Below are 26,513 nucleotides of genomic sequence, written 5' to 3'. Positions count from 1 at the left end.
TTGATCGCTTAGAAACAGCGCCGCCGCCTCAAGAGGCGGCGGCGTGAAGCTGAAAATTAGCGTTAGTGAACCTCAAAATCGCTTAAGCACTGCATACCCGCCTCAATCACCGTGCGCTGGGCGCGGCCTACCGGCAGCCATTGAGTGATGGCAAATTCGGCGCTGCGCATCTTGGCAGTATAGAAGGGATCATCACTGCCGTTGTTAAGGGCAGCATGGGCGCTGAGAGCCGCCAGCCCCATCTGCCAAGCACACAGCACGTGGCCCGCCAAGTTCAGGAACGGCGTTGCGTAAGCCTGCACCGCATCTGCGCCGATTTCAGGGTCACTGCCTTGTTCCAGCACAATTGCCTGGGCAGCTTTCAAATCCTCAAGCCCTGCGGCCAAACTACTGCCCAACGCTGACAAAGCGGGGTCGGCATTGAGTTGCTCCACGGTGGCGGAAACGTCGTGAAGCAGCGCAGCGAGCGCTTCGCCATTGTCACGCTGGAGTTTACGTCCCGCCAAGTCGAGTGCCTGAATACCGTTGGTGCCTTCGTAAATAGGCGCAATGCGGGCATCGCGCAGTAGCTGCGCTGCTCCGGTCTCTTCCACATAGCCCATCCCACCGTGCACCTGAATCCCCATGGAGGCGATATCCACTGCCTGATCGGTAGAGAAGCTTTTGATCACGGGAATCAAAATATCCGCGCGGGCCTGGGCGGTTTGGCGGGCATCGTTACTTTCAGCGCGGCGGGCGGTATCCAACTCTGCGGCGCAGTAGAGCGCCAGGGCGCGCAGCGCATCGGTGCGGGAACGCATGGAGAGCAGCATGCGGCGCACGTCTAAATGATCGCTGATACTGCATTCAGCGCCGCCACGGGTTTTGGGAGAGCGCCCTTGGCGACGCTCCAACGCATAGGCAAAGGCGTGCTGGCAGGCACGTTCGGCCACGCCAATACCCTGAATACCGACTTTGTGACGCGCCTCGTTCATCATGGTAAACATATGATTAAGGCCACGCCCTTCTTCGCCAACAAGGTAGCCAATCGCCCCGCCGTTTTCACCAAAGCTCAGGGTGCAGGTGGGCGAGCCATGAATGCCCAGTTTGTGCTCGATAGAGGCGCAGGTGACGTCGTTGCGCTCGCCCAAGGAGCCGTCTTCATTGATCAGGAACTTGGGTACCAGAAACAGGGAAATACCTTTGTTGCCTTCCGGCGCATCGGGTTTGCGGGCTAGCACAAGATGGATAATATTTTCGGCGGCATCGTGTTCGCCCCAGGTGATATAGATCTTCTGGCCGCTGATGCGGTAATGGTCGTTTTCAGGTACCGCGCGAGTGCGTACTTGGGAGAGATCCGAGCCCGCTTGGGATTCGGTCAGGTTCATAGTGCCCGTCCAGGTGCCTTCCACCAGTTTGGGCAAGTAGGTCGCTTTGAGCGCATCGCTACCGTGATGGGCCAGCGCTTCGATAGCGCCAGCGGTCAGCATGGGGCAGAGCCCCAGCGCCATATTGGCACCGTGAAGCATCTCCTGCACCGCACTGGCAACCACTTCTGGCAGGTTCTGACCACCTAGTGCTTCTGATACACCAATACCGTTCCAGCCACCCTCGACATAAGCCTGGTAAGCCGTCGCGAAGCCTTCTGGCGTCGTCACACTGCCATCGGAGTGGCGCTTGGCCCCTTGCTGATCACCAATCTTATTAAGCGGGCCCCAAATGTCACCGGCCAGTTTTGCGGCCTCTTCGAGTACCGCCTCGACCAAGTCTGGCGTGGCCTCTTCAAAGCCCGGCAGGCTAAGCGAACGGTGCGCTAGCAGCTCTTCAAGCACAAAGCGCAAATCGCGTACCGGTGCGGCGTAAACATTCATAGCGAACCTCGGGCTGAAAATTAAACAATTGTTTGAAAGTGTACCCTTGATAGTAGTAACACTCTCTTGCCCACACCATTAGCCCAAGGTATCACCCGCTATGATTAGCGTCCTCACCCGTCTTTACTTTCGCTCACTTGCTTGCTCCACATCATCATAATAAGTGATATGGCTCTCATCTTCCGCAGGCGGCCCTACCACCGGTTCAGCGGCGTCGACGTCCCATACGGCATCTGAGAGATCCTCCAAGTGCTCGTGCTCCAGTGCCCCCTGCATCAACTCCTCGGTGACCACCAGCTCAGCACCAGCAGCGGTCATTGGCGTAGTCGGCGTAAAGGGTGCCACAGGCACAGGCGCCGGGCGCACGCTACGCCGCCAGGAGAAGAACATAACAAAGAACAGACTTAGTGAGCCGAAGGCCCAAAACAGACCCGCATCGCCCATCGCGGTCATCACCGGAGAAATCATTAGCGGGCTGATCGTGGCGCCAATGGAGTTGATCAGCAACAGGCCCTGGCTCATACGCACCAGCGCCCCTGCGGGGGCGCGGTCGGCGGCGTGGCTCACCGCCACCGGGTAGAGCGCAAATACCCCACCGCCAAGCAAGAATAGCAGTACCGCCAACAGCGGCGTAGAGAGCGGCAGCCAAAGCATCGCCGCCGAGATCAGCACGCAGAAACCGCTAATGCCAATCAGTACCATTTGTCGGTCATGGCGATCCGACCAACGGCCAATCGGGTACTGCAGCAGCATCGCGCCCATAATCACCACCGCCATCTGCCCCACCTGACTGACACTCATGCCAATACGCTGTAAATAGAGCGGGAGCAGTGTGTACGCTGCGGCTACCACCATCCCAGAGCCTAAACTACCCATCACACCGGTGGGCGTCAGGGTGATCAAACGGTGCGGGGGAAGCGGTTCGGCGTGCTCCATAATCGGTGACACGCGAGGAATCATCGCCATAGGTAGCACAGAGAGCGAGGCCAGTAGCCCAATCACCATAAAGGGCGCAGTGACGCCCATGGCGTTGGTAACACCCAGCAGCAGTTGGCCCAATACACCGGCGGCGTAAAGTGAAATCATATAAAGCGCCAGCAGGCGGCCGCGAACCTTCTGGTCGCCTGACGTGAGCAGCCAGCTTTCGATAACCAGATAAACCCCAACCGTGGCCCAGCCGCCGATAAGGCGCAGTACAAACCAGGCCCAGGGGTCGAAGAACAAGCCTTGCAGCAGCACCGTGACGGCCACTAATGAGGCAAAACTGCCGTAAGCGCGAATATGGCCAATGCGCAGCAACAGGCGGTCATTCACCATTGCGCCCAACGCTAAACCGATAAAGTAAGCCGACGAGACAATACCGATGACCGTGGCCGACTCACCGGCAGCATCCAAGCGCACGGTAATTAAGGTGGCAAGAAAACCGTTGCCAATCCCGAGAATGAAGAGCCCTAACAGGGGCGCCAGCGCCATGGCTAGCAGTTGCCGCGACATGAAAACCTCGTCTTGCCTAAAAGTGGTGAAACAAAGGACTGAAAACAGGCGTAAAAACGCTACTAAGCGTGTTCACAGGAACCGTCATCTCACCTGGCACATCGAGTCAGGCCGGGATAGCGGCGCGCAATTATTACCCAAAGGGGGCAAAGTCAATGCTTTTCTAACGTTATAATTATTCACGTTAGCGTTTTGTGTAGAATAACCGTGTCTGGCCCAGGAAATTCCACTACTAAACTATTCTTTTGTGCCCACCAACGGAAGGTCTCCTCACTAAAAAAGCTGATATGGGTGGGGTCGCTAATATAGTGCCAGCGGGCAAAAGCCTCCGGCGAAGTGACGCGCTTGGTCATTAAGCCCAGATAGCCACCTGGCGAGAGCTGAGCCGCCAACTGCGTAAGCACCTTGCCGGGCTGCACCAAGTGCTCAACAACTTCTGTGGCGGTGATAAAATCATATATTTGTGTCAAAACTGAGGCATCGGGGGCGTAAAAAAGGTCGTAAATAGCCATCGAGTGCCCCTGCTCTGCGAACATAACCGACAGCGTCGGCCCTGGCCCTGAACCAAAATCAAGACCGCGGGCGTTGGGTTCGAGCTTAGCTAACAGCGGGGTAAATAAACGCCCTAAAAAGCGCCGGTATCCCGTATCATGCGGCGAGTTTTGATGTTTATCGTATTCGGCCTTTTCTGCAGCGGCGCTTAAATGCTGCTCGGGGGGACAAATACCAGCTTGCACGTGGCACACTGGTAGTAGTCACGACGCCGATCCCGGTGGTAGGGCGCAGTAGTGGGCTCCACACAGAGCGGACAGCAGCGCATCATCGTATTCTCTGGCTTATCGTTACGTATTAAGGAAGGTGGCATGCTATCAGGTCTGGATCATCTTGTTGTAACCGTGACCGATATGGGTCGCGCAGTCGATTTTTACTCACGTGTTTTGGGCCTAGACGTGCGCTATCGCGATGCCCAACGGGTCGATTTAATGCTCGGTGATACGGCACTTCGCCTACATCAAACCGACACCGATATTGCCCCCATTTCAGCCACACCCACCCCTGGCAGCCTGGACTTATGCCTGCGCTGCCAGCTGCCGCTGGATGAGTTCAAGCAGCATTTAGATGCGCTGGCGATAGACGTAGAGCTAGGCCCCGTCGCCCGCCAAGGCGCCACAGGCCCGATTGAGTCGATTTATCTGCGTGACCCGGACGGTAACCTGCTAGAGATTTGCCGCCCCTCTTCGCGTTAATGCTAAGTCTAATGAATCAAGGTATTATATATCGCGCTTAAATAGCGCGCACTGATGTGCCAAGCACCATCACCCACTTCAGCATCTATACAATTGAATGAAAGGAAACGTTATGCTTGATAACGAAAGTGAATCCCCACTCGACGGCCAAGTCGTAAGCGAAGAGCAGAGCTCCCAGCCCGACACAACCATGGCAATGGTTATTTATGCGCTCTATCTGGCCAGTTTTATCCTTGGTTTTACGTCGATTATTGGTGTGGTCATTGCCTATGTCTATAAGGGCAAAGGCCCTACGTGGCTGGACGAGCACTACCGCTACCAGATCCGCACCTTCTGGATAGGATTGGTGTACGGCATTATTTTCTCGATATTGCTCTTTGCAGTGATCGGTTTCCCACTTTTGCTGGCGCTAGCCGTGTGGTTCATTATTCGCTGTGTTAAAGGTTTCAAAGGGCTGCAAGAGAAGCGCGCACCTTCCAATGTAGATACTTGGTTGATTTAACGATGACACCACAGGGGGCTAATAACGCTAGGCGTTTTTCCAAAGCCAGTGCGATCAGTTGGCTGTGGCGTCAACTGTCACGCTGGCCGCTTGCGCGCCTGTGGCGTATTTCTTCGGCGCTCGGCCCCCTGGTTTACCGCTTTAATAAGCGTGAGCGTTGGGTAACCGATCGCAACTTAGCGATCGTTTACCCAGACCTCTCCATTGCTGAACGTAAAACCCTTGGTCAGCACAGTTTACGCCACTCAACGGCTACGATGTTGGAGCTGGGCCACGCCTGATGGCGGAACCAAACAAGGTAGAGACCAGCATTTTAGCGGTGCACGGTCGCGACAAGCTCGATAACGCCCGCACCGAAAGCCGCGGCGTGATTGTGCTTGCCCCGCACTTCGGCAACTGGGAGGTGCTTAACTTTTGGCTCTCGAGCCATTTCCCTTTCACCGCCATGTACGAGCCACCCAAAATCACCGCCCTCGATCCCGTCATTCGTCATGGCCGCGAGCGTATGGGGGCAAGTTTGGTTCCCACCAACCCCCGCGGCGTTGCGGCACTACTTAAAGCGCTTAAACGCAGCGAAGCGATTGGCATACTACCTGACCAGGAGCCCAACTGGGGCAGCGGCGTTTTTGCACCCTTCTTTGGTCGCGAGGCTTACACCGCCACCCTGCTGCCGAAATTGGTCGCCCGCACCCAGGCACGGGTAGTCACCGGCGTCGCGCTACGTATTCCTGGTAAAGGGTTTGAGATCCATTTTCTGGATGCCGACGAGCGGGTCTATAGCGACGATGATGTGCAGTCTGCCACAGGCGTCAATGCCAGCGTCGAGAGTGCGATTGCCTTGGAGCCTGCACAGTATCAATGGGAGTACAAGCGCTACCGTAAAGTAGTGCAGGAGCAGCAAAATCTAGCCAACTTCCGCGACTATCGTCTTTATTAGGCTGAAAAAGAGAGAACTGATGGCACAACCCCCTATACCCCGCGATGAGATACGCGCTCCGCAGATTATCTACGCGCTTTACTTAGCGGGTATTGTCACTGCCAATATCACCCTGCTGATTGGCGTAATCATCGCCTATGTTTATCGTAAAGAAGCGGCGCCCTGGCTGCAGCAGCACTACCGGTATCTGATCCGCACCTTCTGGATCGGCACGCTCTATGCCTGCATCGCCTTTTTGCTAAGCATTGTGATAGTCGGCACCCTGCTCTGGCCGCTGCTAGCGGTATGGCTAGGCGTGCGCTGCGTACTCGGCTGGGTCGATGTTCGCAAAGGGCTAACACCGGCACGCCCTAATAGCTGGCTTTGGTGAGTTAGACGTCATTCACTGCTGCCACGGGCGTAAACATCATCTAAACGCTCGATATCGTCCTCGCCCAAATAACTCCCCGACTGCACTTCGATCAGTTCAAGGGGTATTTTGCCGGTATTTTCCAGCCGGTGCAGTGCCCCAATAGGTATATAGGTGGACTGGTTTTCAGTTACCAAAAAGCGACTCTCTTCTAGCGTTACCTGCGCTGTTCCCCTCACCACGATCCAGTGTTCAGCCCGGTGATGGTGGCGCTGCAGCGATAAACGCCCACCAGGCTTAACGGTAATGCGTTTGACCTGATAACGCTCGCCTCTGTCCATGGCCTGAAAGCTGCCCCAGGGACGCTGGATCTGGGCTGCCGTGCAGGGTTCGCTACGCCCCGCTTGGGTAAGCGATGTGACTAGCTGCTTTACCTGCTGCGCCTGATCACGGTGGGCCACTAGTACGCTATCCGATGTCTCCACGACAATCAGATTATTCACGCCCAGTGTGGCCACCAAGCGGTGCTCGCCAAACACCAACGAATCCTGCGTGTCGGTCAACCACGTATCGCCTTTGGTAGCATTACCCGCCGCGTCAGGCGTAACGGTTGACCACAGCGCATCGAAACTGCCGATATCGCTCCAAGCGGCAGCCAATGGCACTACCGCAGCACGATCGCAGTGCTCCATCACCGCGTAATCGATGGAGTCTGCAGGACAGCGATGAAACGCCGCTTCACCCAAACGTAGAAAATCCAAGTCATGATGCGCACTGCTAACCGCCTCTTCGCAGGCTTCCAGCATATTTGGCTGGAGCCGTTTTAGTTGACCTAAGTAACTTGAAGCGCGAAGTAGAAACATGCCGCTGTTCCATAGGTAATCGCCGCTGTCGACTAACGCTGTCGCCCGCTTGGCATCGGGTTTTTCAATAAAGGCCGCCAGATGATGGCCGCCTTCCAGCGGCTCCCCGCAAGCTATATAGCCGTAACCCGTTTCAGCCTGTGTGGGCACAACGCCAAAAGTTACGAGATAACCCGCTTCTGCTAACGACACAGCCAGTGAAACGCTATATTGAAACGCCTGGACATCACCAATCACATGATCAGCCGGGAGCACTAGCAGTAGCGGGTCATCGCCAGACTGGCGCGCCAATAGCGCCGCACAAGCAATTGCCGGAGCGGTATTGCGGCCTTCAGGTTCAAGCACCAGGGTAGCGGCTTGATCCATTTCGCGCAGCTGTTCGGCCATTAAAAGCGGTGACTATGATGGCCCATCAGCATTGGTGCTGTGTCGGTTAGCCCGGCTAAGCGGCTTAGGGTTTGCTGGAGCAGACTCTGGGAGGAGGTTAAGCGCAAAAACTGTTTCGGCATCTGCTCTCGGGAAAGCGGCCAGAGCCGCGTGCCGCTGCCTCCGCTTAAAATCACTGGCTGAATCATTCCTGCGTCCTTGTCATTGTGTTTGAAACGGTGACTGGCCGTACATCAGAGGCAACACTTACCCCAGCAGTCATTCCTGTTGCCACATCAGTGGCTACATCCACCGCTAACTCTCCAAAATCGGCCTGCAGCCAGTGGCGTAATTGGCTCATTCTGGGCGCGTCGCGCGACTCTTTGAGCGTAGGCAACGTGCCAGGAACAAAGCCACGCTTTATAAAGGGCGCCAATAGTTCAGGGTCGCCACTAATAATATGCACCGGTACTGCCGCGCTGGCATCGTCACCGGTAATCAACGGCGCGGCTTGATGATCCCCCAGCACTATCATCAAGGTATTATCATCCACTACACGTTCAGCCCAGCGGCCGGTGACTTTCACAGCGTAGTCCACCGACCAGGCGTAGTGGTCACGAATGCGCTCAATGTCCTGCCACAGCACTTCTGGTGGGTCACCGGCATCCTCCCAGGGGGCAAAAATACGCCCATCGCCAATGGATGACCAATTGTCCAGTACCGGCAGAATCGGCGTCCATGGGGCATGGCTGGAGATCAGTGCCAATTGGGCAAACACCGGTGTCTCACCTAGCAAGTAGCGCTGGGTGTAATCGAGAGTGAATTGATCCGGCATGGTTACCCAGTTGAGAGTAGGCCCGGCGTAAGCGATATCTTTCGCTGCGGCAATTTCATCGAAACCGTAGGCCTCCCCTTCCGGCCACGCCAGGGTAATGGCGGGCATCACACTGAGGGTTCGCTGACCAGTGGCACGAAAATCATCGATCAAAGTGGAGTGGCCGCTGTCCAACATCAGCTGATACCACAGCTGGTTGTCGATCCAGCGGCCGCTGAGGGCTGTCGCGTGGGCTAGCCATGACTGCCCACCACGAATGGGTGAGGCCAACATGCCAGAGACCACGTGAAGGTTATGCTCCCCCAGGCGCTGTTGCATCTCGGCTAGAGTAGGCAGTAGAACGTCGGAGTAACGTGGGTTTTCCAGCGCCGAGATACCGTAGGACTCAATAAAGGTGAGCAGTACATTGCGCCCCGCCAATCCCGGCAGTGGTCGCGCCTCCATGGGTGCGGCCTCCAGCTGTGCAGTAAAGGCGAGGCGGGCGGCGTGGGTATCGGTAATTTGCTGCCACTGAAAACGCGTGGTGTCCACCGCTGGCAAGCGCGCGCTTTCTATCAGCCGTACTCCATTGAGTTCAAGCGCCGCGCCGGTAGTGGCAGTGACCAGCAGCGTTAACGCGACCACGCCAGGCAGGCGCTTAACAGAGTAGGCAACGGGTGGCATCATCAGGCGTGCCAAAACCAGAGTGATGGCTATCAGCAGGGCAACCCCCAGCAGCATTGCGCAAACTGCCAACAGTTGACCTACATTACCTACTAGCAGGTGATAAATTGAGCGCAGCAAAGGTATATCAAGATAAAGATTAAGTGGCCGGGCAAAGGCCATTTGGGTGGCGGCTGCGCCTAGATTCGCGGCGGTTGCCAACATCACCCAACTAACGAGTCCGATGGACACTATGCGGCGCGCTTGACCGACGGGAAGCAGCAACATGAGCGGCGCAATGATAAGCGCCTCCCAAGCGAGCAAATATGAGCTGATCTCGCCAAAACGCCACCAGAGCGGCGCGATGAGTAAGAAATTCAGCGTTAGAAGCATTAGTAATAATCGACTCATCGCATCCCCATAGGTGCCTACTTTAGCTTACAGTGTCAAAGGTACAGTCTGTCAGCGCTTGGTCTCGTTGAGTAGCTGTACCCAATCGCAAGATAAGAGAGCAAGGAATAAGGCTGCTGAAAAGCGCAATAATCATGTACTGTAATATTTTATCGTATAGTTGTTGTGTAAAAATTTCACGCTTTGCTTGGCTTTAGGCCATGCGCTTTGCAGGCCCTCACCGGAAAGGATTTCGCCCATGCGTTGTAATCAAGTTGGTAGGAAGCCGGTTGCCAAGTGGCGGCCTGGCAAATGGATAGTGTTAATTGGCTGCGCGCTGACCTTGCCAGCGTTGGCCGCAGACGATGCGCACTTCAGGCAGGTTATTGAACGCGCCAAACAGCTTGCTCAAGAAACCTACCAAGCCCCGGAAGAGACCTTACCAGAGGTATTGCGTGAGCTTGATTACGATACCTACCGGCAAATTCGCTTTGATCCCGAACACGCCTACTGGAAAGACGAGAGCCCTTTTAACCTACAGTTATTTCATAGCGGCTTTCTGTTTCAAACCCCGATTGCCTTGAACGTTATCGAAAACGACACGGTAACGCCCCTGCCCTTTTCAGCAGAGGACTACACCTACGATGGCAATGCCGCCGCACTGAAAGAGCAAGACTTAGCCGGCAGCGGCCATGCGGGGTTTCGCCTCCACTACCCTCTTAACAGCGATGACTACGCCGACGAATTTGGTGTATTTCTCGGTGCCAGCTACTTCCGCATTGTGGGGCGTGACCAGGCTTACGGACTCTCTACCCGCGGGCTGGCGATCGATACCGCCTCACCAGATGGCGAAGAGTTTCCGGCATTTCGCGAGTTTTGGCTCTATAAACCCGAGGCTGATGCCGAACAGATTGAACTGCTGGCGTTAATGGATAGCCCCTCGGTCAGCGGCGCCTATCGCTTTGTTATCCAACCCGGTGAGAATACTCAGGTCGAGGTCGAAGCGGAGCTGTTTGCCCGGCAAGATATTACCAAGCTGGGCGTTGCACCGCTCACCAGTATGTTTACTTATGGTGAGGCAAGCCGCGAGCGGCCGGACGATTTTCGTCCACAGGTGCACGACTCCGACGGCCTACTGATACATGCCGGTAGCGGTGAGTGGATCTGGCGCCCGCTGAGTAACCCATCTCACCTGCATACATCCGCCTTTGTAGACGACTCCCCTCAAGGCTTTGGATTAATGCAACGGGAACGGGATTTTAACCGCTATTTGGATACCGAAGCCCAGTATCACCGTCGCCCCAGCCAATGGGTTGTCCCGCTGGATGATTGGGGGCCGGGCCACGTGGAACTTGTCGAAATCCCTACCCCCGATGAGACTCACGACAATATAGTCGCCTACTGGGTGGCGGACGACACCCTGGATGCCGGCGAATCGCGCCGCCTGCACTATCTCACTCACACGCTGAACACTCAGCCTGATGCGCACAATCTTGGCCGCGCCATTCGCACTCGTCATGGCAATGCGGCGGTGCCGGGCAAGCGGACTCTGCCTCACAAGGCCAGCGCCAGTTTATTGTCGACTTTCAGGGAGGTGCCTTAGAGGAGCTCACCGCTGACCAGCCCGTCGAGTTAGATATTAGCGCCCAACACGGCGAGGTACTGCTCCCCCAGGTCACCGCGCTGCCCAACAATGGCTGGCGAGCCAGCTTCCGGCTACCCGCCAGCGATCAACCCAGCGATGTTCGCCTAAGGCTCACCTTAAACGGCGAACCAGTTAGCGAAACCTGGAATTACGTGTGGTATCCCGATGACGAATAGCACTTATCAAGCCAACCTTATCTCGCCAGCGCCTGTGTGGATCAAGGCACGTCCATTCAGAGAGCCCAACTAATGCGGCGCATGGCGCTACGACGACTGCGCAGCGCGGGTGGGCTAGCCCGCTCGCTGTTTATTTATTGGCGGCCTGGGCGTCAGCGTGGCCTGCAGCGCCTCTATCAGCCTTTCATACAACCCGGCACCGTTGCCTTTGATATTGGCGCGCATCTAGGCGACCGTAGCGCAGCTTTTCATGCGCTCGGCGCCAAGGTGGTGGCGCTGGAGCCCCAGCCCGACCTCGCCAAATGGTTTAAACGCCTGGTAAAACCGCCGACCATTACCCTGCTGCGATGGCGGCGGCCCTACGGTGGGCTTTGCCGAGATCGCGATCAGCCCCAGCAACCCGACCCTTTCCACCCTGGCCACCGAGTGGCGGGAGCAGATCGGCGAACGCAACGCAGGCTTTAGTCAGGTACGGTGGGAGCAGCGTTTACGGGTGCCAGTGACCACGCTGGATGCGTTAATTGACGAGTATGGCGAACCCAGCTTTATAAAAATCGACGTTGAAGGCTTTGAGGCGGAGGTTTTGGCGGGGCTAAATTGCCCGGTGGCCGCGCTGTCGGTGGAGTTTGTGGCAGGTGCCCTGGAAATAAACGACGCCTGCGTGAACCACTTAAGCCGCCTTGGCGAGTACCGCTACAACGTGGTAGCTGGTGAGCAGCGCCACTTTCGCTGGGCCGAGTGGCAAACGCCACAAGCGGTTAGCGAGTGGCTAAGCGCAGGGGCCGAAGGATTGCCTTCCGGTGACCTGTACGCCTGCCGCTCGGATCATCGATTACTTCTGAATGATGCTTAATACCTAAAGGCTTCTCATTTTATGATTCACCACTGGCAAACCCTAACCGCTCCGCAGTTAGCCGAGTTCGCCCAATGCGACCCGGTAGCGGTGCTGGTACTCGGCGCCATTGAACAACACGGCACTCACCTCCCCTTGGCCACCGACTTGACCATTGGCGAGGGCCTGCAAGCCGCGATGCTGGAGGCGCTTGATCCGAACCTTAATGTCATCTGCCTGCCCGCCATTGCCGTCGGAGCAAGCGATGAGCACGCCAGTTTCCCCGGCACGCTTAGCCTGCCAGCACCGCTGGCCATTGCCACATTAGAGGCTTATGGGGATAGCCTGGCTCGCGCCGGCATACGCCGACTGGTGCTGCTTAACAGCCATGGTGGCAATAAGGCGGTGATGGATTTGGCAGGCTTAACCCTACGGCGGCGGCATAGCATGCGCGTGGTAAAAGCGACCTATACCCGACTACCACCGTTAGAGGGTGCCATTAATGCGGAAGAGTTGCGCTACGGCTTACACGGGGGACTGCTCGAAACTGCGATGATGCGCTATTTAGCGCCCGCGCTGGTGCAGTTGGACGGCTACAAGGCCACCCCGCCTGCAGCGCCCCAAGGCGATGCATTAGTGAGCGCAGAAGGTGCTGCAGCTGTTGCCTGGCTGGCAGAAGACTTAAGCATCCAAGGTGTGGCGGGCGATGCCAGCCAAGCCAGCGCTGAACTAGGCGAACGGCTGGTTCAGCACTATGCCCGCCAACTGGTGGCCGTAGTGACGGAAACCGCCCACCTACCGCCGCTAACCAGCTAGCGAGATCCCCATCATTAGGTTAGCGCTCACCGCTTAGTACGGTTTAGCGCTGGCCGCTTAATACGTCTTCCAACAAGTGTCCGCCACGGGTGGCCTTGGCATTGAGGTAGCGCTGGTTATGGTCGGTAACGCTGCCGTAAAGCGCCTGGCGTGAGACCACCTCGATACCGCCTTGACGCAATGCCTCCATCTTCAAGGGGTTATTGGTCAGCAGTTGCACCTGGTCAATGTTAAGCGCGTTAAGCATATCCACCGCCACCGCATACTGGCGCTCATCGTCACCAAAACCGAGTACTTGATCCGCATCCACGGTATCCAGGCCACCATCCTGTAAGGTGTAGGCGCGTAGTTTATTGGCTAAGCCAATGCCCCGGCCCTCTTGAGCCAAATAGAGCAGCACACCGCCACCCATGGCTTGAATATCCGCCACGGCGTTGCGTAGCTGCTCGCCGCAGTCGCAACGCAGACTGCCGAACAGGTCACCGGTTAAACACGCCGAGTGCAGGCGTAGCGGCACCGCGCCTTCCCAGCGCTCCGGTTTACCGATCACCACAGCAACGTGCTCACGCAGGCCGTCCGGCTCACGGAAAAGCACAAAGCGGCTGTCGGCAGCATCCTCGAGGGGGATATTCGCTTCGCTCACCCGCTTGAGCATGCCCGGCGCCCCGGCAAGGCATTGTGTAGCGTCTTCAGCGCTGACTTGCAGCAGGCGTCCTTCTGCCAACTGCTGCTCAATGGTCGCTGTAGCCTCTTGGCTAACAAAAGCGCAGAGCGCTGCGGGAATCAGCAGGGCTCTGCGCATCAGCGTCACGGCGCCTAGTTCGGCTATTCCGGCGGGCTTTAACCCGCTCAGTAACCCACCCGCAGGTTGTGAAAGCGTTTCCGCCGTGGCCAAGCCATTCAGCTCATTGGTGCTAATGTGAGCTACCAGCGGTAGGCTGGCGGCCTCGGCGGACAAGTTCATGCCCATCGCCGTCAGGCGGTGACGAGTAAGCACCAGCGAAGGCCGCTCGCCTGCTAGCAAAGCCAGCGCTTCGACCGATTCACTGCCTTCCAGCGCCTGCACGAGCAAACGCTGCCCACTGGCATTCACCACCACTGGCAATCCACGGCGGATGTCGAAAATAGCGCGTTCAATCTGGTACATGTAGGCCTCCTGGCTTCCTTACGAGGGGGATGGCGCATGCTTGCTCTAAACAACTTGCTCTCAACTGACGAGAGCCCGCATGATGAAGCGGATTTTCTAGCACGGAGGCGTCATGCCCGAATCCCATGTCAACATTATTGCGCTGTCCGATGCTTGGGAATGGCTGTTGGCGTTGCGTCATCGGCGCTCTTGCGATGTGGCGATCACCTTGGCGCCAACCGGCGAGTGGCAAACGGCTAAAGCGATCACCGCTGAGGCGCGAGAGCTGCTCGATTGCCTGACCCCGCTGGCCAGTCGACCGGCGTGGGTGGTGGCGCAGCTGGGACAGAGTATGGATGGCCGCATTGCCACGGAAAGCGGCCACTCCCACTACATCAACGGCCATGAAAGTTTGGTTCACCTGCATCGTCTGCGCGCTTTGGTCGACGCAGTGGTGGTCGGCGCGGGTACCGCCAGCGCCGATAACCCGCAGCTGACCGTGCGCCATGTTAGCGGCACTAACCCGACGCGGGTGGTGCTGGATCCACGCGGCCGCATTCCCAGCGACTTGGCACTGCTGAACACCGATAGCGCCCCGACGCTGCATATCGTGGGGTCTGACGTAAGGTCTGAGCTGCAGGCAACGACGAGCCTGGCCCACGTTGAACGTTGCGTACTGCCCCTGAACGCCAGCGGTCAGTTCGCTCCCCATGGTGTTGTCACCCTGCTGGCCAAGAAGGGCCTGCCGCGGGTGTTGATAGAAGGCGGCGGCATTACGGTGTCTCAGTTTATCGAAGCGGGAACCGTTGATCGACTGCATCTGCTGGTCGCCCCGCTGCTGATCGGCTCCGGTAGGCCAGGGCTGCAAATGACGCCCATCGAGACCCTTGAGAGTGCGCTGCGCCCGCCCGCGCGAACTTTCCGCTGCGGTGACGATACGCTGTTCGATCTGCGACTGCGGGATACTACCGCCTGAAGGTTGCGCTTTTTCACGACGACTCAGCGCCACCCAGATACCCGGTAGGCTCGCCAGCAACACCAGCACCCCGTAAGCCAATGACACCGCCACGCCTTGAGCGGGTGGCAGGCCGACCAGCGCCCAGACCCCGGCAGCGGCGCCTTCACGCAATCCCCATCCGGCTACCGAAAACGGGATCAGCATGGCCAGTAGCAGTACCGGTGTCAGCGCCAGCACTTGCAGCGACGGTAGCTCAACGCCAATCGCCCGAGCCGCACAGACCATTACCAGGCCATAGCTCAGCACAATCGCCAACGAAGACAGCAGTTGCTGGGGCCACACACCGCGCCGCAGCAAGCCACGCCTTACATCGCGAGCCAGGGCTTGGCACCAACTGGGCAGCCCTGCTAACCAAGGGCTAAAACGTTGGCGCAACAGTAGGCCGCTGACGATGATCGCCGCAAGAGCAGCTAATGCGCTTAAACCCACCGCAGTGATGACTGCCCCACCCAGCGCGGCATGCCAGAGCGGTGAGAAAAGCAGCGCGGTTAGCGTTAGCATCACCACGGCGACCTGCCCCGAGGCGCGCTCAATAATCACCGCTCGCCAGGCGCGTCCCCTAGACTGCGCTTGAGTGGCATGGCGGTGCGCCCGCCCGGCGTCGCCTAATACACCGCCGGGCAACAGCTGATTGACCAGTAGGGCCAGGTAGTACTCCCGTAGCGCGTAAGCAAACCGCAGCGGTACATCAATAAGACCCGCGGTAAACTGCCAGCGCCAGGCGCAAAGCATGATCTGTAGCGTGCTGATGGCTAACGCCAGCACGACCCACTCCGCGGAGAAACGTTGCACCTCCGCCACAATCGCCTGGGGCTCCACCCACATCGCCACCGCACCCAGCAACGCTAGGCTGACCACCACGCGGCGTAGCCATGGGCTTCTCCGCGCCAGCTTTTTAGAACAAGCACCCAGTCGAGTGAACATACCTTGATCAGGCCCCATAGGATTAGGCCTCTTCCCTGGGATTGGCAAACAGAGGCGTAGCAAACAGGTCGCGGTGCCCCACCCAAATACCCAGTTCGCCATTGGCCACCGCCTGCTGGCGCTGCTGTAACCAGGTGGCAATACGCGCCGCCGCTTCCGGGGCTTGCTCGGTGGCAGCTTCGGCCCAGCCTTCGAGTAGCGCCATCATTAACGGCTGCTGTTCTTGACTGCCAGCAGCGAGCTGCCACGGTGTTTCAGCTTGCTCAATGCGATAATCAGCCCTCTCTAACGCGGCAACTAATGCCCCGTGCGCCTGCCCGCCTAGTGCATCACCTAAACCTTTATCGCGCTGCTGGTGAGCCATAAACATCGCCTGCAGCCAGCGGTCTTCGTCATCCAGCACCGGCGCGCCTTGAGGGTCAATAAAGTGCCACTCACCGGTCACGCTTAGCGCTATCAGCAGCGCCTGCTGCTGCCCGGCAATGCGAGCCACAAAAGCATCGATCCACTGCTCGGAGACCAGATCCAGCAGCGCCGATGCGGTGACGAGGTGCGCGTCGTCAAGCGGCACCTCAGCAAGCAGTTCCAACGATACGCAGTGCGTCTCAACGGCCACGGGCTGCCCTTGGCTATTGCTTAATCCGGCAGCACGCTGGCGCGCCTGGGCTAACAAAATGGCGTCGTGATCGATCAGCTTCCAGCGCTGTTGGCCATTCAGGCGCGGCGCCAGAAAGCGCATATTACTGCCCCGGCCGCAGCCAAGATCCGCTATCAGCGGCGCCGGAGTACGCGCGCTCAGCCACTCCGCGGCAAGCTCAGCCAAGGGCTGGCTACGGGAATCGACATCAGCCGCCTCCCGCAGCGTCAGCCAGTCGGACGCAAACTGGCTGCCTGGGCGCAAATTTGGAGAATCGGCGGGCGCAGTTAACGCCGCGGCAAACTTGGCCCCCGCTTCTTGCCAGTCGCTTAACGCATCCCGGGCCTGGGCCGCTCCCTGGCGCAGTTGGTGGCGTAGTTTGTCGTCATGGCAAAAACGGCTGAGGGCATCTTGAAGCGCGTCGACGTCACCCGGTTCAACGCTCAAACCAGCGCCTGCAGGCAAGGTATCGCGAAGCGCACCACCGGTAGTGGTAATCACTGGCAGGCCGTGGGCCAGGGCTTCGGTGACCACCATGCCGTAGCCTTCATACCAAGAGGGCAGTACCAGCGCATGGGCGCTGCGATAGGCCGCTTCCAGCGTAGCGCCATCGCACTCGCCGTGAAGCCGTACGCTGTCTTGCAAGCCGTTCTGATCAATCAGTTGCTGTACACGCTGGGTAAAAGTGGCATCCCGGGCGCCACCGTAGCAGTCGCATTGCCAGTGATCGCCGCTAACGCCCGCCAATGCCTTTACCAGAATATCCTGCCCTTTGCGCGGCGTTAACGTTGCCACACATAGCAAACGTAGTAGCTCACCCGGTTCTGCTGCGGAGCTGATCGGCGCCTGGGCAACACCCGGCTCAACCACAGTGACACTGGGATTGAGTGGCATTTCATAGTGAGCCGCCAGCTCAGGTAAGCGCCGGGCGGTAAAGTGACTGGTGACGATAATCCGCGCCACGTGGGCAAGCGCGTTTAACTCGCTGCGATGAAAGCGCTGCTGATCAGCCTCATCAAGCCCCAACTCATCGCCTAAGGGGTGGTGCAGCAACGCTGTGATTTCCAGCCGCTGGGCATGTTGGGCAACCACCTCCGGTAGCGCTCCCATGGCCAGGCCATCAATCACCACCGCCGCCTGATCGGGAAGCGACGCTAGGGCCTGAGTGAGCGCTTCTGCTGCCTCGGCATCCGCATCAGGAAACGTGCCAGCCAAGCCGACGACGTCAATTTCCCATCCCTGGTCACGCAGGGCCGAGACAATTTGGGCGTCGTAAATATAGCCGCCGGTACGCTGAGCAGGGTCACCGGCAACGATAAGGTTAAACCGCTTACTCATAGAGCGCCTTCATAGCTTGCCCAGGCTACATGGGATTCATGTAGCTTGATCTCCATATGGGTAATCCCTTTGGCGGTGATGCCCATTTTGCCCTCACCAATCGCCTTGGCGAGCTGGTCAAAGATCACCTTGGCCATAAACTCGGTGGTGGTATTTTTACCGGCAAATTCAGGCACTTCATCCAAATTACAGAAGTTGTAACCCGCCAGTACCGATTTAACTGTTTCACTGGCAAGGCCGATATCGATCACCAGGCCGTCCTCATCCAGCTCGGGGCGCTGAAAAACTACGTCGACAACATAGGTAGCCCGTGGGTACGCTGGGCAGGGCCAAAGATCTCACCATTAAAGCTATGGGCAATCATAAAGTGGTCACGAACACATAAACGAAACATAGAGACTCCAAATGATAAGAAACCTCTGATTAACTATTGCGCTCGACCATACGGCGTTAAAAATCGCCTCAAAATGCTCATTTACAACCCGTAAACTCCGCTTTTTCGTTGATTTTTGCCTTGTCTGGCCTTCGCTCATTACGTTAATCAGAGGCTCCATAAGTAAATAGGTTATGAGGGGTAGCGCAGGCGGTGACAGAGCTCAACGCTACCACGGCCAAACAACTGAGGAGCAAGCGTGGGCAGTTGTGCAAAGTCGCTTTCACCGCTGATTAGCGCATCCAACCGCTCGTCTACCAGCAGGCTCAGCGCTAATTGAAGGCGGCGCTGGTAGTCCCAGCGTGGGCGTAACTTGGGCGGCAGTTGACCTACCTGGCTGGCCTTGAGCGTCAGCCGCTGGGAGTGAAAAGCACCGCCTAACGGTATCGCAATATCCCCCTCGCCAAACCAGCTCATTTCGATAATGCGCCCTTCGCTGCCCGCTAACGCCAGTGCTTGGCGCAAGCCGGCGGACTGGCCGCTGGCGTGGATCACGCAATCTTGGTCATGAAGGGCTTGTTCGGGAGTACAGAAGGTCACGTCCAACTGCTCGGCAAGCTGGCGACGTTCAGGGTTAATATCGACTAACTGGACGGTAACGCCGGGCACTTGGGCGCACAGGTACGCAACCAGCGCACCGACGACACCGGCGCCAATAATAGTGATTCGCTCCCCCAGCATGGGCTCGGCGTCCCACACGCCATTGATGGCGGTTTCCATATTGGCCGCCAAGACGGCACGTTTAGCAGGCACATTGGTGGGTACTTCCAGCACTGCCGAAGCAGGCACAATGTAGTGATCCTGGTGGGGAAACAGGCAAAAAACGGTTTTATCCAGGAGAACGCTTGGCCCCTGCTCAACGCGGCCAACGCTGCAGTAGCCATATTTGACCGGGGCAGGAAACTCACCCGACTGGAAGGGGGCCCGCATGCACGAGAATTCGCTTTCAGGCACACGACCATTGAACACCAACGATTCGGTGCCGCGGCTGATACCACTGTATAAGGTACGTATATGCACCTCATCCTGGGCGGGAGGACTTAGTTGTTCACGCCTCATCTCGCCTTGTGCTGGGTTGGTCACCCAAAAGGCGGTGGCCCAGGTTTTTTTAGCGGCATTGGGAGCTTTGCCAACATCGTCAAGCGCCGACATGAGCGTTCCTTTTCGTTACGAGCCCACTTGATTCGGGCTCTCTTTCATTCCGTTGAATGTGGCGTGGCACCATTGCGCGACAAGTTAGGGGTAAGAGACACGCCGTGTGTCTCAGCCCCCGAGTATAATGTGTGGCCATGCATTGCATGGCCTTAGGCAGAACAGTTTTCAATGGTTCACCATCTTCAGCGTAGCGGGTGAAAAGAATATATTCGATTAACCATTTGGAACAATTGAAACTAACCCGTCTATTTCTTGATCTTATGGACAACACTACCTTCTTCTACAAGAATGGTACATATAAAAATAGTTGCATCATTTATTTCAACTGCGGATAGCGACGCCGCTTCGTGAGCCACCATGCCGCTTTTTTCCAACGCTTCTTCTTACACCCTGCCTAAGCGTCTCTATGGCGCTGCAGAACTACTGCTGGGCAGCTTGCTGCTAATTGCTGTAGGCAAAGGCTTACCACTTTTAATGGCTACTCCGGCCAATTGGTGGGTGGCCTTTGCCTTCTACACGTTTATTTCCGCTCTGGTCATCATCTTCTGGCCCCACGGCACACTGGGTTGGGCTAACCGGGTCACGTTGGTGCGTGCGGTTATGGTTTCATTAGTGGCAGGTGCGCTCGCCGCCAATGCCTTTGTAGGGGCAATCTGGCAATGGCTGGCGATCGCGGTGATCGCCCTACTGCTGGATGGCGTTGACGGCTGGATAGCCAGGCGCACCAAAAGCCACACCCGATTCGGGGCGCGCTTTGATATGGAGTTGGATGCCCTGCTGATTTTGCTACTGTGCGCAGGTTTGTTGCGGCTGGAATCACTGGGGTTTTGGGTGCTGTTGATAGGCGCAATGCGCTACCTGTTTATCGCCGCCAGTTGGCAGTTCCCGTGGCTTTCAAAGCCGCTGTTTGCAAGCTTTCGCCGTAAAGCCGTTTGTGTCTGGCAGGCGGTGGCGCTACTGCTAGCATTAACGCCACTAACCTCCCACCTTGTTGCCAGCCTTCTCGCCGTTAGCGCATTGATCTCTTTAACCTATTCGTTTGGCTTTGACGTTTGGTGGCTATACCGCAAATCAAAGCATAGCGAGCGAAGCTAGCACTCCAATCCCAGGCGCTGGTGCCATTCAGCCAGGCTTTCATCCGGGTATTCGTCGAAGCATTTATCTTGGAAATGCCCATTGACCTCGACCCAATCGGCCCGGCTTCCCAACATCATGTGCGTTTTCCGGGGAGGGGTCGGCAAGTCCGTATCAATCGCCGAAGCGAAAGGGTGTACCAGCTCGGGCCATTCGGGGTCATAAACCCACAGCGACGATGCACAGTGCTTGCAGAAATGCCGCTCTCCCGTGCTCTGCTCCCCCTTAATGAAGGCGCGGTAGACAGTAATATGCTCTTCGCCGCTAACGTTGAGCGTTTTGCTTTCTCCACTGAGGTTGATTGCGTACCCACCCCCGCCAGCCGTTTTGCGGCACACAGAACAGTAACAGCGATTAAAAGGATAGGGGTGGTTTGACTTCACACTGAACGTCACTGCCTGGCAGTGGCATGATCCTTTGAGCAGCATAGTTACCTCCGTTTGCAGCGGTTACCCAAGACAAATATCAAGGTGCGACTGCATGAACCGAGTGCGATCTTAAGTACTCTCTTTAGTACTCTCTTAAGTGCGCTCTCAGGCTCTATCTTAATATCTTAGCTTAGCGCATAGGATCTACGTCGCTTTCAACGGGGATAATTGACGCTGTTTGTGAGTCAATGCATCAGCGTTCAGGCTTTAAGGCTTGGAGCAATTCAGCCACGGCCATCTCCCCTTCGGGCTCGTCAAACGCTTGTGCCAGCGAAGCTTGTACATAGCTCAAAAAACGAATGGCGGCGGGGGGTAAGCGGCGTTGCCGTCTGACCACAAAGTGCCAACGACTTTTCAGCGGAAAGCCCGGCAACGGCAGCTCTTGGACGCCGTTGGGCGAATCTGCAACAACGTGGCGAGACAGCACCGCTAGACCCATGTTTGACGCCACCGCTAGCCGAATAGCCTCGTTACTGGCGATCTGCTGGGTAGAGCGTAGCTCAATACCCGCACTGTACAGCCAGGCTTCAAAGGTATGCCGAGTCGCAGAGCCCGGTTCGCGCAGCAGAAATCGCTCCTCTTTGAGTGCGTCCATGCTGAGACCTTCTACGCCTGCCCAGCGGCAATGCTGCGGCCCCACCACTACCAATGGATTGCTCAGAAAAGGCGCGGCTAACACATCGTCATCAATGGGCGGGTGGCTAAATACGTAGATATCATCCTCATGGCGCTCAAAACGATTGAGCATCTGCTGGCGATTACCTATCTCCACCGTGACATCTACCTGGGGGTTAGCCTGACCAAACGGCCCTAACAGCCGTGGCAGTACATATTGCGCGGTGTTCACCAAGCCAATACTGAAGTGTCCGCGCCCTCCGCGGTTGTACTCCTCCAGGTACTGACTAAACACATCAGCACGGCTAAGCAAGTCCTGGCTGAGTTGATAAAGCGCCTGACCAACCTCAGTGGGCACCAGGCGCCCTTCCTCGTGGCGCACAATCGGTTCACCGACAATTTCTCTCAGCCGCTTTAGCTGCTGAGACACCGTGGGTTGGGTCAGGTGGAGCCGATTTGCCGTGGCCGTCAGTGAGCCTGTGCGAACCACGTCGGCATAGACCTGTAGCAAGCGAAAAGTGAGTTGTCGTACTTTCATAGCCAGCTCCATAGATAATCATCTATGACTATATAAATCTTATTTGTTTTCATCAATCTCTTTGGATCGCTAAAGTAACTGCTTTAAAACCCATCAAGGAGATTGTCCGTGCCGGATATTGTGGTGATGTTTTTTGTGCTAGGTGTGGTTGCCGGTGTGGTGCGCTCCGATCTTAGTATTCCCAAAGCCGCTTATGACATATTGAGCTTACTGCTGATGCTGACCATTGGCCTTAAAGGCGGCATGGCGCTGCATGGCAGTTTGAGCATATCGCTGCTGGTCGAGTTATCTGGCGTCACTCTGCTGGGGATCATCATTCCACTGCTTATCTTTCCGGTGGTTCACTATTTAGTACGGCTATCCATCGCCGACAGCGCCAGCCTTGCAGCCCACTATGGCTCCGTTAGCGCCGGTACGTTCGCCGTGGCCCTGGCGTATACTGAAGCGCATAGCCTAATAACAGGTGGGCAGGTGACGCTTTACCTGGTACTGCTCGAACTACCGGCCATCATGCTGGGCCTGTTGCTCTACCGGCGCTTCAGCCGTAAAAAGGCCGCTGACACAACGTCAGAGCCGATCAAAACTTCCGGGCTGTGGCACGAGACTCTGACCAATCGCGGTGTAATCCTGTTGGTGGGCGGTGTGCTTATTGGCTGGCTATACGGCCCAAATGCAGGTGAGTCAGTCACCGGGCTGTATACCAAAGCCTTCCATGGCATTCTGGCGCTGTTCCTGTTGGAGATGGGCTTGGTCGCGGCAGAAACACTGCGCAGCCTGCGGTGGGGGCACAGCCGTCTGATTATATTCGCGCTCGCGGCACCTATCGTGCTTTCCTGCTTTGGCCTGCTAATGGCGTACTGGCTAGGGCTACCCGCTGGATCAGCGGTTATTCTAGCCAGTCTCTCCGCCAGTGCCTCTTACATTGCCGCCCCCGTTGCTATTCGCGCCGCCATTCCAGATGCCAACATTGGCCTTGCCATGCTGGCATCTTTGGGGCTCACCTTCCCTTTTAACGTGTTAATGGGCATACCTCTCTATCATCAACTTTGGGCATGGCTGGTAGGGTGAGGTGAAGTGTCCAATGTAGCGCTATGATGGCTGACCAATGGGCCAGACAGTTTACGCAGCGCCACGTAGAACACCGGCGTGAGGAACAAGCCAAACAGGGTGACGCCGATCATGCCGGCAAACACCGCAGTTCCCAGCGCCGCCCGTACCTCGGCGCCTGCGCCGGTGGCAACTACCGAAGGCAACACCGCCGCGGTGAAAGCGATCGAGGTCATGATGATCGGCCGCAGGCGCAACCGGCAAGCTTCCAGGGCCGCTTCCACTACGCCCTTGCCCTGCAGTTCCAGCTCCCGGGCGAACTCCACGATCAGGATGGCGTTCTTACAGGCCAGGCCAATCAGCACCACCAGCCCCACCTGCACGAAGATGTTGTTGTCACCTCCGCCAAACCAGACACCAATCAGCGCCGCGAGCATCGACATGGGCACGATCAGAATCACCGCCAGCGGTAGCGTCCAGCTCTCGTAGAGGGCCGCCAACACCAGGAATACCAGCAGGATCGACAGCGGGAAGACCACTAGAGCCGCATTACCTTGGGTGGATTGCTGGTAGCTCAGGTCGGTCCACTCCAGCGCCATGCCCGGGGGCAGCACCTCTTCCGCCAGGGCGTTGATGGCATCCATCGCCTGGGCGGAAGAAAGCACGCGGGGGTCAAATTCGCCGGCCAGGTCTGCTGCTGGGTAGCCGTTGTAGCGCAACCGGGTCCGGGCCGAAGGTTTGCTTGATATCCACCATCGTGCCGATGGGCACCATTTCCCCCTGGTCGTTACGGGTGCGCAGCCGGGCGATGTCCTCCACGCTGGCCCGGAAGGGGGCGTCCGCCTGGGCGATCACCTGCCAGGTGCGCCCAAAGCGGTTGAAGTCATTCACATAGGTCGAGCCAAGATAGGTCTGCAGGGTGTCGAACAGTTCGGTCAACGGCACGCCCTGGGCCTTGGCCCTTAGCCGATCCACCTCTGCATCCAGCTGCGGCACGTTGGATTGATAACTGCTGATCGGAAAGCCCATTCCGGGCGTTTGCGCAATCGCGCCCTGGAGTTGATTGACCGCCTGCTGCAGCGCCCCATAGCCAAGATTGCCGCGATCCTCGATAAACAGCTGAAACCCCGACCCATTGCCCAAGCCAAGAATCGGCGGTGGCATGAAGGAGAACGCAAAGCCTTCTTTCAGGCCGCCAATGCCCTGATTAATGCGGGCGTTTATCTCCGCGGCGCTAAGGCTGCGCTCACCAAAGGAACTGAGGGTAAGAAACGCCACTCCGGTGTTGGAGGTGTTGGTGAACTGCAGCGCGTTAAGGCCGGGAAAGGCAATGGCGTGCTCCACGCCCTCGGTCTCCATGGCAATATCCACAACATCCTGAAGCATCTGGTCGGTTCTCTCCAGAGACGCCCCTTCCGGCAGGATGACGCCCGCAATCAGGTACAGCTTGTCTTGCACCGGGATAAACCCGGGCGGCACTGCCTTGAACATCACGCCGGTACCCAGCAGCAACAGCGCGTAGACCACAAACACCGCGCCACGATGCTTCAGGGAACGAGCCACGCCGCCCTGGTACTTGTTGGAGCTGGCGTTAAAGAAGCGGTTGAAGGGACGGAAAATCCAGCCGAACAGCTTATCTATCACTCGGGTGAGTCGATCTTTGGGCGCGTCATGGGGCTTGAGCAGCATCGCCGCCAGCGCGGGCGACAGGGTCAGCGAGTTGACGGTGGAGATCACCGTGGAGATGGCAATCGTCACCGCGAACTGGCTATAAAATTGACCGGTCACCCCCGACAGGAAGGCCATGGGAATAAACACCGCACACAGCACCAGCCCCACGGCGATAATGGGCCCGGAGACTTCTTTCATGGCCTGATGAGCAGCGGCCTGGGGCTTCAGGCCCTCCTCGATGTTCCGCTCCACGTTTTCCACCACCACGATGGCGTCGTCCACCACGATACCAATAGCCAGCACCAGCCCAAACAGGGTCAGCGTGTTGATAGAGTACCCCAGCAGGTAAAGCGCCCCAAAGGTGCCGATCACCGAGACCGGCACCGCCAGCAGCGGGATAATGGAGGCCCGCCAGGTCTGCAGGAACAGCGTGACCACCAACACTACCAGCAACACGGCCTCCAGTAGGGTGGCTATCACTGACTTTATAGAGTCATTAACAAAGATCGTAGTGTCGTAGACCGCTTCGTACTCAACACCTTCAGGGAACTGCTCGGACAGCTCCTCCATGGTAGCGATCACCTGCTCTCGGATATCCAGCGCATTGGCACCCGGTGCCTGGAATATTCCCACCCCCACCGCGTTGTTGCCGTCCAACTGCGAGCGCAGCGTATAGTCCCCGGCGCCCATTTCCAGCCGGGCCACATCCGAAAGCCTGAGTATCTCGCCGCCCTCGCCGCGCTTCAGCACGATGTCGCCAAACTCCTCTACTGTTTCCAGCCGCCCTTGGGCGTTGATCAGGGTAAGAAAGTCACTATCTTCAATGGGCTCAGCTCCCAACTGCCCGGCGGAGACCTGTACATTTTGTTCACGCATGGCCCCCACCACATCACTGGCCGTCAGGCCACGGGCAGCTATTCGATCAGGATCGAGCCACGCCCGCATGGCGTAGTCCCCTCCGCCGAAGATTTGCGCGTCCCCGATCCCTTCGATCCGGGCCAGCCGGTCACGGACATTCAGTCGCACATAGTTGCGCAGGTAGAGGGTGTCGTATTCACCGCTGGGCGAGGTCAGGTGAACGACCATCAGAAACGTTGGCGACTGCTTCTGGGTGGTGACGCCTTGCCGACGCACGGCTTCCGGCAGTCGGGCTTCCGCCTGGCTGACGCGGTTCTGCACCCGAACGGCGGCCTGCTCAGCATCGGTACCAGGGCGGAAGGTGACGGTCATTTGCAGCACACCGTCAGAGCCCGCCACGGACTTGAGGTACATCATATCCTCAACGCCGTTGATGGCTTCTTCCAGTGGCGTGGCGACCGTTTCGGCGATCTCCTTCGGGTTAGCGCCGGGGTAGACCGTGCGAACGACCACTGATGGCGGCACCACGTCCGGGTACTCGCTAATGGGCAGGTTGGGTATGGAGATCAGCCCCACCGCTAGAATAATGATCGACAGCACCGCTGCAAAAATCGGTCGATCCACAAAGAAACGCGAGAAATTCATGG

Annotated in this window: 17 protein-coding genes and 7 pseudogenes; 11 read left to right on the top strand and 13 right to left on the bottom strand. The window is 57.4% G+C overall.

The window, feature by feature from the left end; translation table 11 throughout:
• Nucleotides 1-62: 62 nt before the first annotated feature.
• From FDY98_RS06130 to FDY98_RS06120, 3 genes and pseudogenes are all read right to left on the bottom strand, one after another.
• The gene (locus FDY98_RS06130) at nt 63-1,850 is read right to left on the bottom strand and encodes an acyl-CoA dehydrogenase (RefSeq protein ID WP_027959796.1); all 1,788 of its coding nucleotides are present in this window, start codon (nt 1,848-1,850) and stop codon (nt 63-65) included.
• A 123-nt stretch (nt 1,851-1,973) separates the two neighbouring features.
• Nucleotides 1,974-3,344, bottom strand: a complete 1,371-nt coding sequence (locus tag FDY98_RS06125) for an MFS transporter (RefSeq protein WP_155705716.1) — start codon at nt 3,342-3,344, stop codon at nt 1,974-1,976.
• A 179-nt stretch (nt 3,345-3,523) separates the two neighbouring features.
• Nucleotides 3,524-4,167 (bottom strand): annotated as a pseudogene (locus tag FDY98_RS06120) (class I SAM-dependent methyltransferase).
• A gap of 40 nt (nt 4,168-4,207) precedes the next feature.
• Here FDY98_RS06120 and FDY98_RS06115 point away from each other — a divergent pair.
• The 4 genes and pseudogenes from FDY98_RS06115 (at nt 4,208) to FDY98_RS06100 (ending at nt 6,400) form a co-directional block, all read left to right on the top strand.
• Nucleotides 4,208-4,591 carry a VOC family protein gene (locus FDY98_RS06115; protein ID WP_022520529.1) on the top strand — a complete coding sequence of 128 codons (384 nt, stop codon included), beginning with the start codon at nt 4,208-4,210 and terminating at the stop codon, nt 4,589-4,591.
• Between the two features lie 112 nt (nt 4,592-4,703).
• The gene (locus FDY98_RS06110) at nt 4,704-5,093 is read left to right on the top strand and encodes a DUF4870 family protein (protein ID WP_022520530.1); all 390 of its coding nucleotides are present in this window, start codon (nt 4,704-4,706) and stop codon (nt 5,091-5,093) included.
• 2 nt (nt 5,094-5,095) lie between these two features.
• Nucleotides 5,096-6,030, top strand: a pseudogene (locus tag FDY98_RS06105) (lysophospholipid acyltransferase family protein).
• A gap of 19 nt (nt 6,031-6,049) precedes the next feature.
• Nucleotides 6,050-6,400, top strand: a complete 351-nt coding sequence (locus tag FDY98_RS06100) for a DUF4870 family protein (protein WP_027959799.1) — start codon at nt 6,050-6,052, stop codon at nt 6,398-6,400.
• Nucleotides 6,401-6,408: 8 nt separating this feature from the next.
• On the opposite strand, the pseudogene FDY98_RS06095 reads toward FDY98_RS06100, so the two are convergent.
• Together FDY98_RS06095 and FDY98_RS06090 are read right to left on the bottom strand one after the other, a co-directional pair.
• Nucleotides 6,409-7,817, bottom strand: a pseudogene (locus FDY98_RS06095) (mannose-1-phosphate guanylyltransferase/mannose-6-phosphate isomerase).
• The gene (locus FDY98_RS06090) at nt 7,814-9,496 is read right to left on the bottom strand and encodes a sulfatase-like hydrolase/transferase (protein ID WP_081742627.1); all 1,683 of its coding nucleotides are present in this window, start codon (nt 9,494-9,496) and stop codon (nt 7,814-7,816) included. Before FDY98_RS06090 ends, FDY98_RS06095 begins: the two are co-directional and overlap by 4 nt.
• A 238-nt stretch (nt 9,497-9,734) precedes the next feature.
• Here FDY98_RS06090 and FDY98_RS06085 point away from each other — a divergent pair.
• The 4 genes and pseudogenes from FDY98_RS06085 to FDY98_RS06075 all read left to right on the top strand — a co-directional run bounded on the left by FDY98_RS06085 (nt 9,735) and on the right by FDY98_RS06075 (nt 12,944).
• Nucleotides 9,735-11,296, top strand: a pseudogene (locus FDY98_RS06085) (glucan biosynthesis protein).
• Between the two features lie 72 nt (nt 11,297-11,368).
• Nucleotides 11,369-11,761, top strand: a complete 393-nt coding sequence (locus FDY98_RS27230) for a hypothetical protein (protein WP_340146789.1) — start codon at nt 11,369-11,371, stop codon at nt 11,759-11,761.
• On the top strand, nt 11,661-12,149 hold the full coding sequence (locus tag FDY98_RS27225; protein WP_340146788.1) for an FkbM family methyltransferase: 489 nt from the start codon (nt 11,661-11,663) through the stop codon (nt 12,147-12,149). The genes FDY98_RS27230 and FDY98_RS27225 overlap by 101 nt, the downstream gene beginning before the upstream one ends.
• Nucleotides 12,150-12,170: 21 nt before the next feature.
• The gene (locus tag FDY98_RS06075) at nt 12,171-12,944 is read left to right on the top strand and encodes a creatininase family protein (RefSeq protein WP_027959803.1); all 774 of its coding nucleotides are present in this window, start codon (nt 12,171-12,173) and stop codon (nt 12,942-12,944) included.
• A 43-nt stretch (nt 12,945-12,987) separates the two neighbouring features.
• Here FDY98_RS06075 and ribA read toward each other — a convergent pair whose 3' ends face one another.
• Complete coding sequence (ribA, locus tag FDY98_RS06070) at nt 12,988-14,091, bottom strand: GTP cyclohydrolase II RibA (protein WP_027959804.1); 1,104 nt, start codon at nt 14,089-14,091, stop codon at nt 12,988-12,990.
• A 112-nt stretch (nt 14,092-14,203) separates the two neighbouring features.
• On the opposite strand from ribA, the gene FDY98_RS27220 reads away from it, so the two are divergent.
• Complete coding sequence (locus FDY98_RS27220) at nt 14,204-15,046, top strand: dihydrofolate reductase family protein (protein ID WP_161463351.1); 843 nt, start codon at nt 14,204-14,206, stop codon at nt 15,044-15,046.
• A 105-nt stretch (nt 15,047-15,151) separates the two neighbouring features.
• On the opposite strand, the pseudogene FDY98_RS27215 reads toward FDY98_RS27220, so the two are convergent.
• From FDY98_RS27215 to FDY98_RS06050, 4 genes and pseudogenes are all read right to left on the bottom strand, one after another.
• Nucleotides 15,152-15,913: pseudogene (locus FDY98_RS27215) on the bottom strand (lysylphosphatidylglycerol synthase transmembrane domain-containing protein); the annotation flags it as partial.
• A gap of 121 nt (nt 15,914-16,034) precedes the next feature.
• Complete coding sequence (locus FDY98_RS06060; protein ID WP_027959806.1) at nt 16,035-17,987, bottom strand: glycosyltransferase; 1,953 nt, start codon at nt 17,985-17,987, stop codon at nt 16,035-16,037.
• Nucleotides 17,984-18,381 (bottom strand): annotated as a pseudogene (locus tag FDY98_RS06055) (6-pyruvoyl trahydropterin synthase family protein). The gene FDY98_RS06060 and the pseudogene FDY98_RS06055 overlap by 4 nt, the downstream one beginning before the upstream one ends.
• Before the next feature lie 171 nt (nt 18,382-18,552).
• Nucleotides 18,553-19,572 carry a zinc-dependent alcohol dehydrogenase gene (locus FDY98_RS06050; protein ID WP_051430557.1) on the bottom strand — a complete coding sequence of 340 codons (1,020 nt, stop codon included), beginning with the start codon at nt 19,570-19,572 and terminating at the stop codon, nt 18,553-18,555.
• A gap of 360 nt (nt 19,573-19,932) precedes the next feature.
• Here FDY98_RS06050 and FDY98_RS06045 point away from each other — a divergent pair, with 360 nt between their 5' ends.
• The gene (locus FDY98_RS06045) at nt 19,933-20,670 is read left to right on the top strand and encodes a CDP-alcohol phosphatidyltransferase family protein (protein ID WP_027959809.1); all 738 of its coding nucleotides are present in this window, start codon (nt 19,933-19,935) and stop codon (nt 20,668-20,670) included.
• On the opposite strand, the gene FDY98_RS06040 is transcribed toward FDY98_RS06045, so the two are convergent.
• Together FDY98_RS06040 and FDY98_RS06035 are read right to left on the bottom strand one after the other, a co-directional pair.
• On the bottom strand, nt 20,667-21,137 hold the full coding sequence (locus tag FDY98_RS06040) for a GFA family protein (protein WP_027959810.1): 471 nt from the start codon (nt 21,135-21,137) through the stop codon (nt 20,667-20,669). The genes FDY98_RS06045 and FDY98_RS06040 overlap by 4 nt on opposite strands.
• A gap of 193 nt (nt 21,138-21,330) precedes the next feature.
• Nucleotides 21,331-22,290, bottom strand: a complete 960-nt coding sequence (locus tag FDY98_RS06035) for a LysR family transcriptional regulator (RefSeq protein WP_027959811.1) — start codon at nt 22,288-22,290, stop codon at nt 21,331-21,333.
• Between the two features lie 108 nt (nt 22,291-22,398).
• On the opposite strand from FDY98_RS06035, the gene FDY98_RS06030 reads away from it, so the two are divergent.
• Nucleotides 22,399-23,358: a sodium-dependent bicarbonate transport family permease gene (locus FDY98_RS06030; RefSeq protein WP_027959812.1), complete on the top strand. Its 960-nt coding sequence runs from the start codon at nt 22,399-22,401 to the stop codon at nt 23,356-23,358.
• Here FDY98_RS06030 and FDY98_RS06025 read toward each other — a convergent pair.
• Nucleotides 23,331-26,511, bottom strand: a pseudogene (locus tag FDY98_RS06025) (efflux RND transporter permease subunit). The gene FDY98_RS06030 and the pseudogene FDY98_RS06025 sit on opposite strands and share 28 nt — an antisense overlap.
• Nucleotides 26,512-26,513: the final 2 nt, after the last annotated feature.

Origin of the sequence: Halomonas sp. PA16-9 (genome assembly GCF_009728585.1) — a bacterium.
In the GTDB taxonomy this organism is placed as follows: domain Bacteria; phylum Pseudomonadota; class Gammaproteobacteria; order Pseudomonadales; family Halomonadaceae; genus Vreelandella; species Vreelandella titanicae.
Note: the sequence above shows the minus strand (reverse complement) of the source record. Positions and strands in the feature narration are given on the sequence as shown.

What these genes read in the sequence shown, in the direction of transcription:
- FDY98_RS06130 (WP_027959796.1), bottom strand. Translation starts at nt 1,850, where the DNA reads ATGAATGTTTACGCCGCACCGGTACGCGATTTGCGCTTTGTGCTTGAA.
- FDY98_RS06125 (WP_155705716.1), bottom strand. Translation starts at nt 3,344, where the DNA reads ATGTCGCGGCAACTGCTAGCCATGGCGCTGGCGCCCCTGTTAGGGCTC.
- FDY98_RS06115 (WP_022520529.1), top strand. Translation starts at nt 4,208, where the DNA reads ATGCTATCAGGTCTGGATCATCTTGTTGTAACCGTGACCGATATGGGT.
- FDY98_RS06110 (WP_022520530.1), top strand. Translation starts at nt 4,704, where the DNA reads ATGCTTGATAACGAAAGTGAATCCCCACTCGACGGCCAAGTCGTAAGC.
- FDY98_RS06100 (WP_027959799.1), top strand. Translation starts at nt 6,050, where the DNA reads ATGGCACAACCCCCTATACCCCGCGATGAGATACGCGCTCCGCAGATT.
- FDY98_RS06090 (WP_081742627.1), bottom strand. Translation starts at nt 9,496, where the DNA reads ATGAGTCGATTATTACTAATGCTTCTAACGCTGAATTTCTTACTCATC.
- FDY98_RS27230 (WP_340146789.1), top strand. Translation starts at nt 11,369, where the DNA reads ATGCGGCGCATGGCGCTACGACGACTGCGCAGCGCGGGTGGGCTAGCC.
- FDY98_RS06075 (WP_027959803.1), top strand. Translation starts at nt 12,171, where the DNA reads ATGATTCACCACTGGCAAACCCTAACCGCTCCGCAGTTAGCCGAGTTC.
- ribA (WP_027959804.1), bottom strand. Translation starts at nt 14,091, where the DNA reads ATGTACCAGATTGAACGCGCTATTTTCGACATCCGCCGTGGATTGCCA.
- FDY98_RS27220 (WP_161463351.1), top strand. Translation starts at nt 14,204, where the DNA reads ATGCCCGAATCCCATGTCAACATTATTGCGCTGTCCGATGCTTGGGAA.
- FDY98_RS06060 (WP_027959806.1), bottom strand. Translation starts at nt 17,987, where the DNA reads ATGAGTAAGCGGTTTAACCTTATCGTTGCCGGTGACCCTGCTCAGCGT.
- FDY98_RS06050 (WP_051430557.1), bottom strand. Translation starts at nt 19,572, where the DNA reads ATGTCGGCGCTTGACGATGTTGGCAAAGCTCCCAATGCCGCTAAAAAA.
- FDY98_RS06045 (WP_027959809.1), top strand. Translation starts at nt 19,933, where the DNA reads ATGCCGCTTTTTTCCAACGCTTCTTCTTACACCCTGCCTAAGCGTCTC.
- FDY98_RS06040 (WP_027959810.1), bottom strand. Translation starts at nt 21,137, where the DNA reads ATGCTGCTCAAAGGATCATGCCACTGCCAGGCAGTGACGTTCAGTGTG.
- FDY98_RS06035 (WP_027959811.1), bottom strand. Translation starts at nt 22,290, where the DNA reads ATGAAAGTACGACAACTCACTTTTCGCTTGCTACAGGTCTATGCCGAC.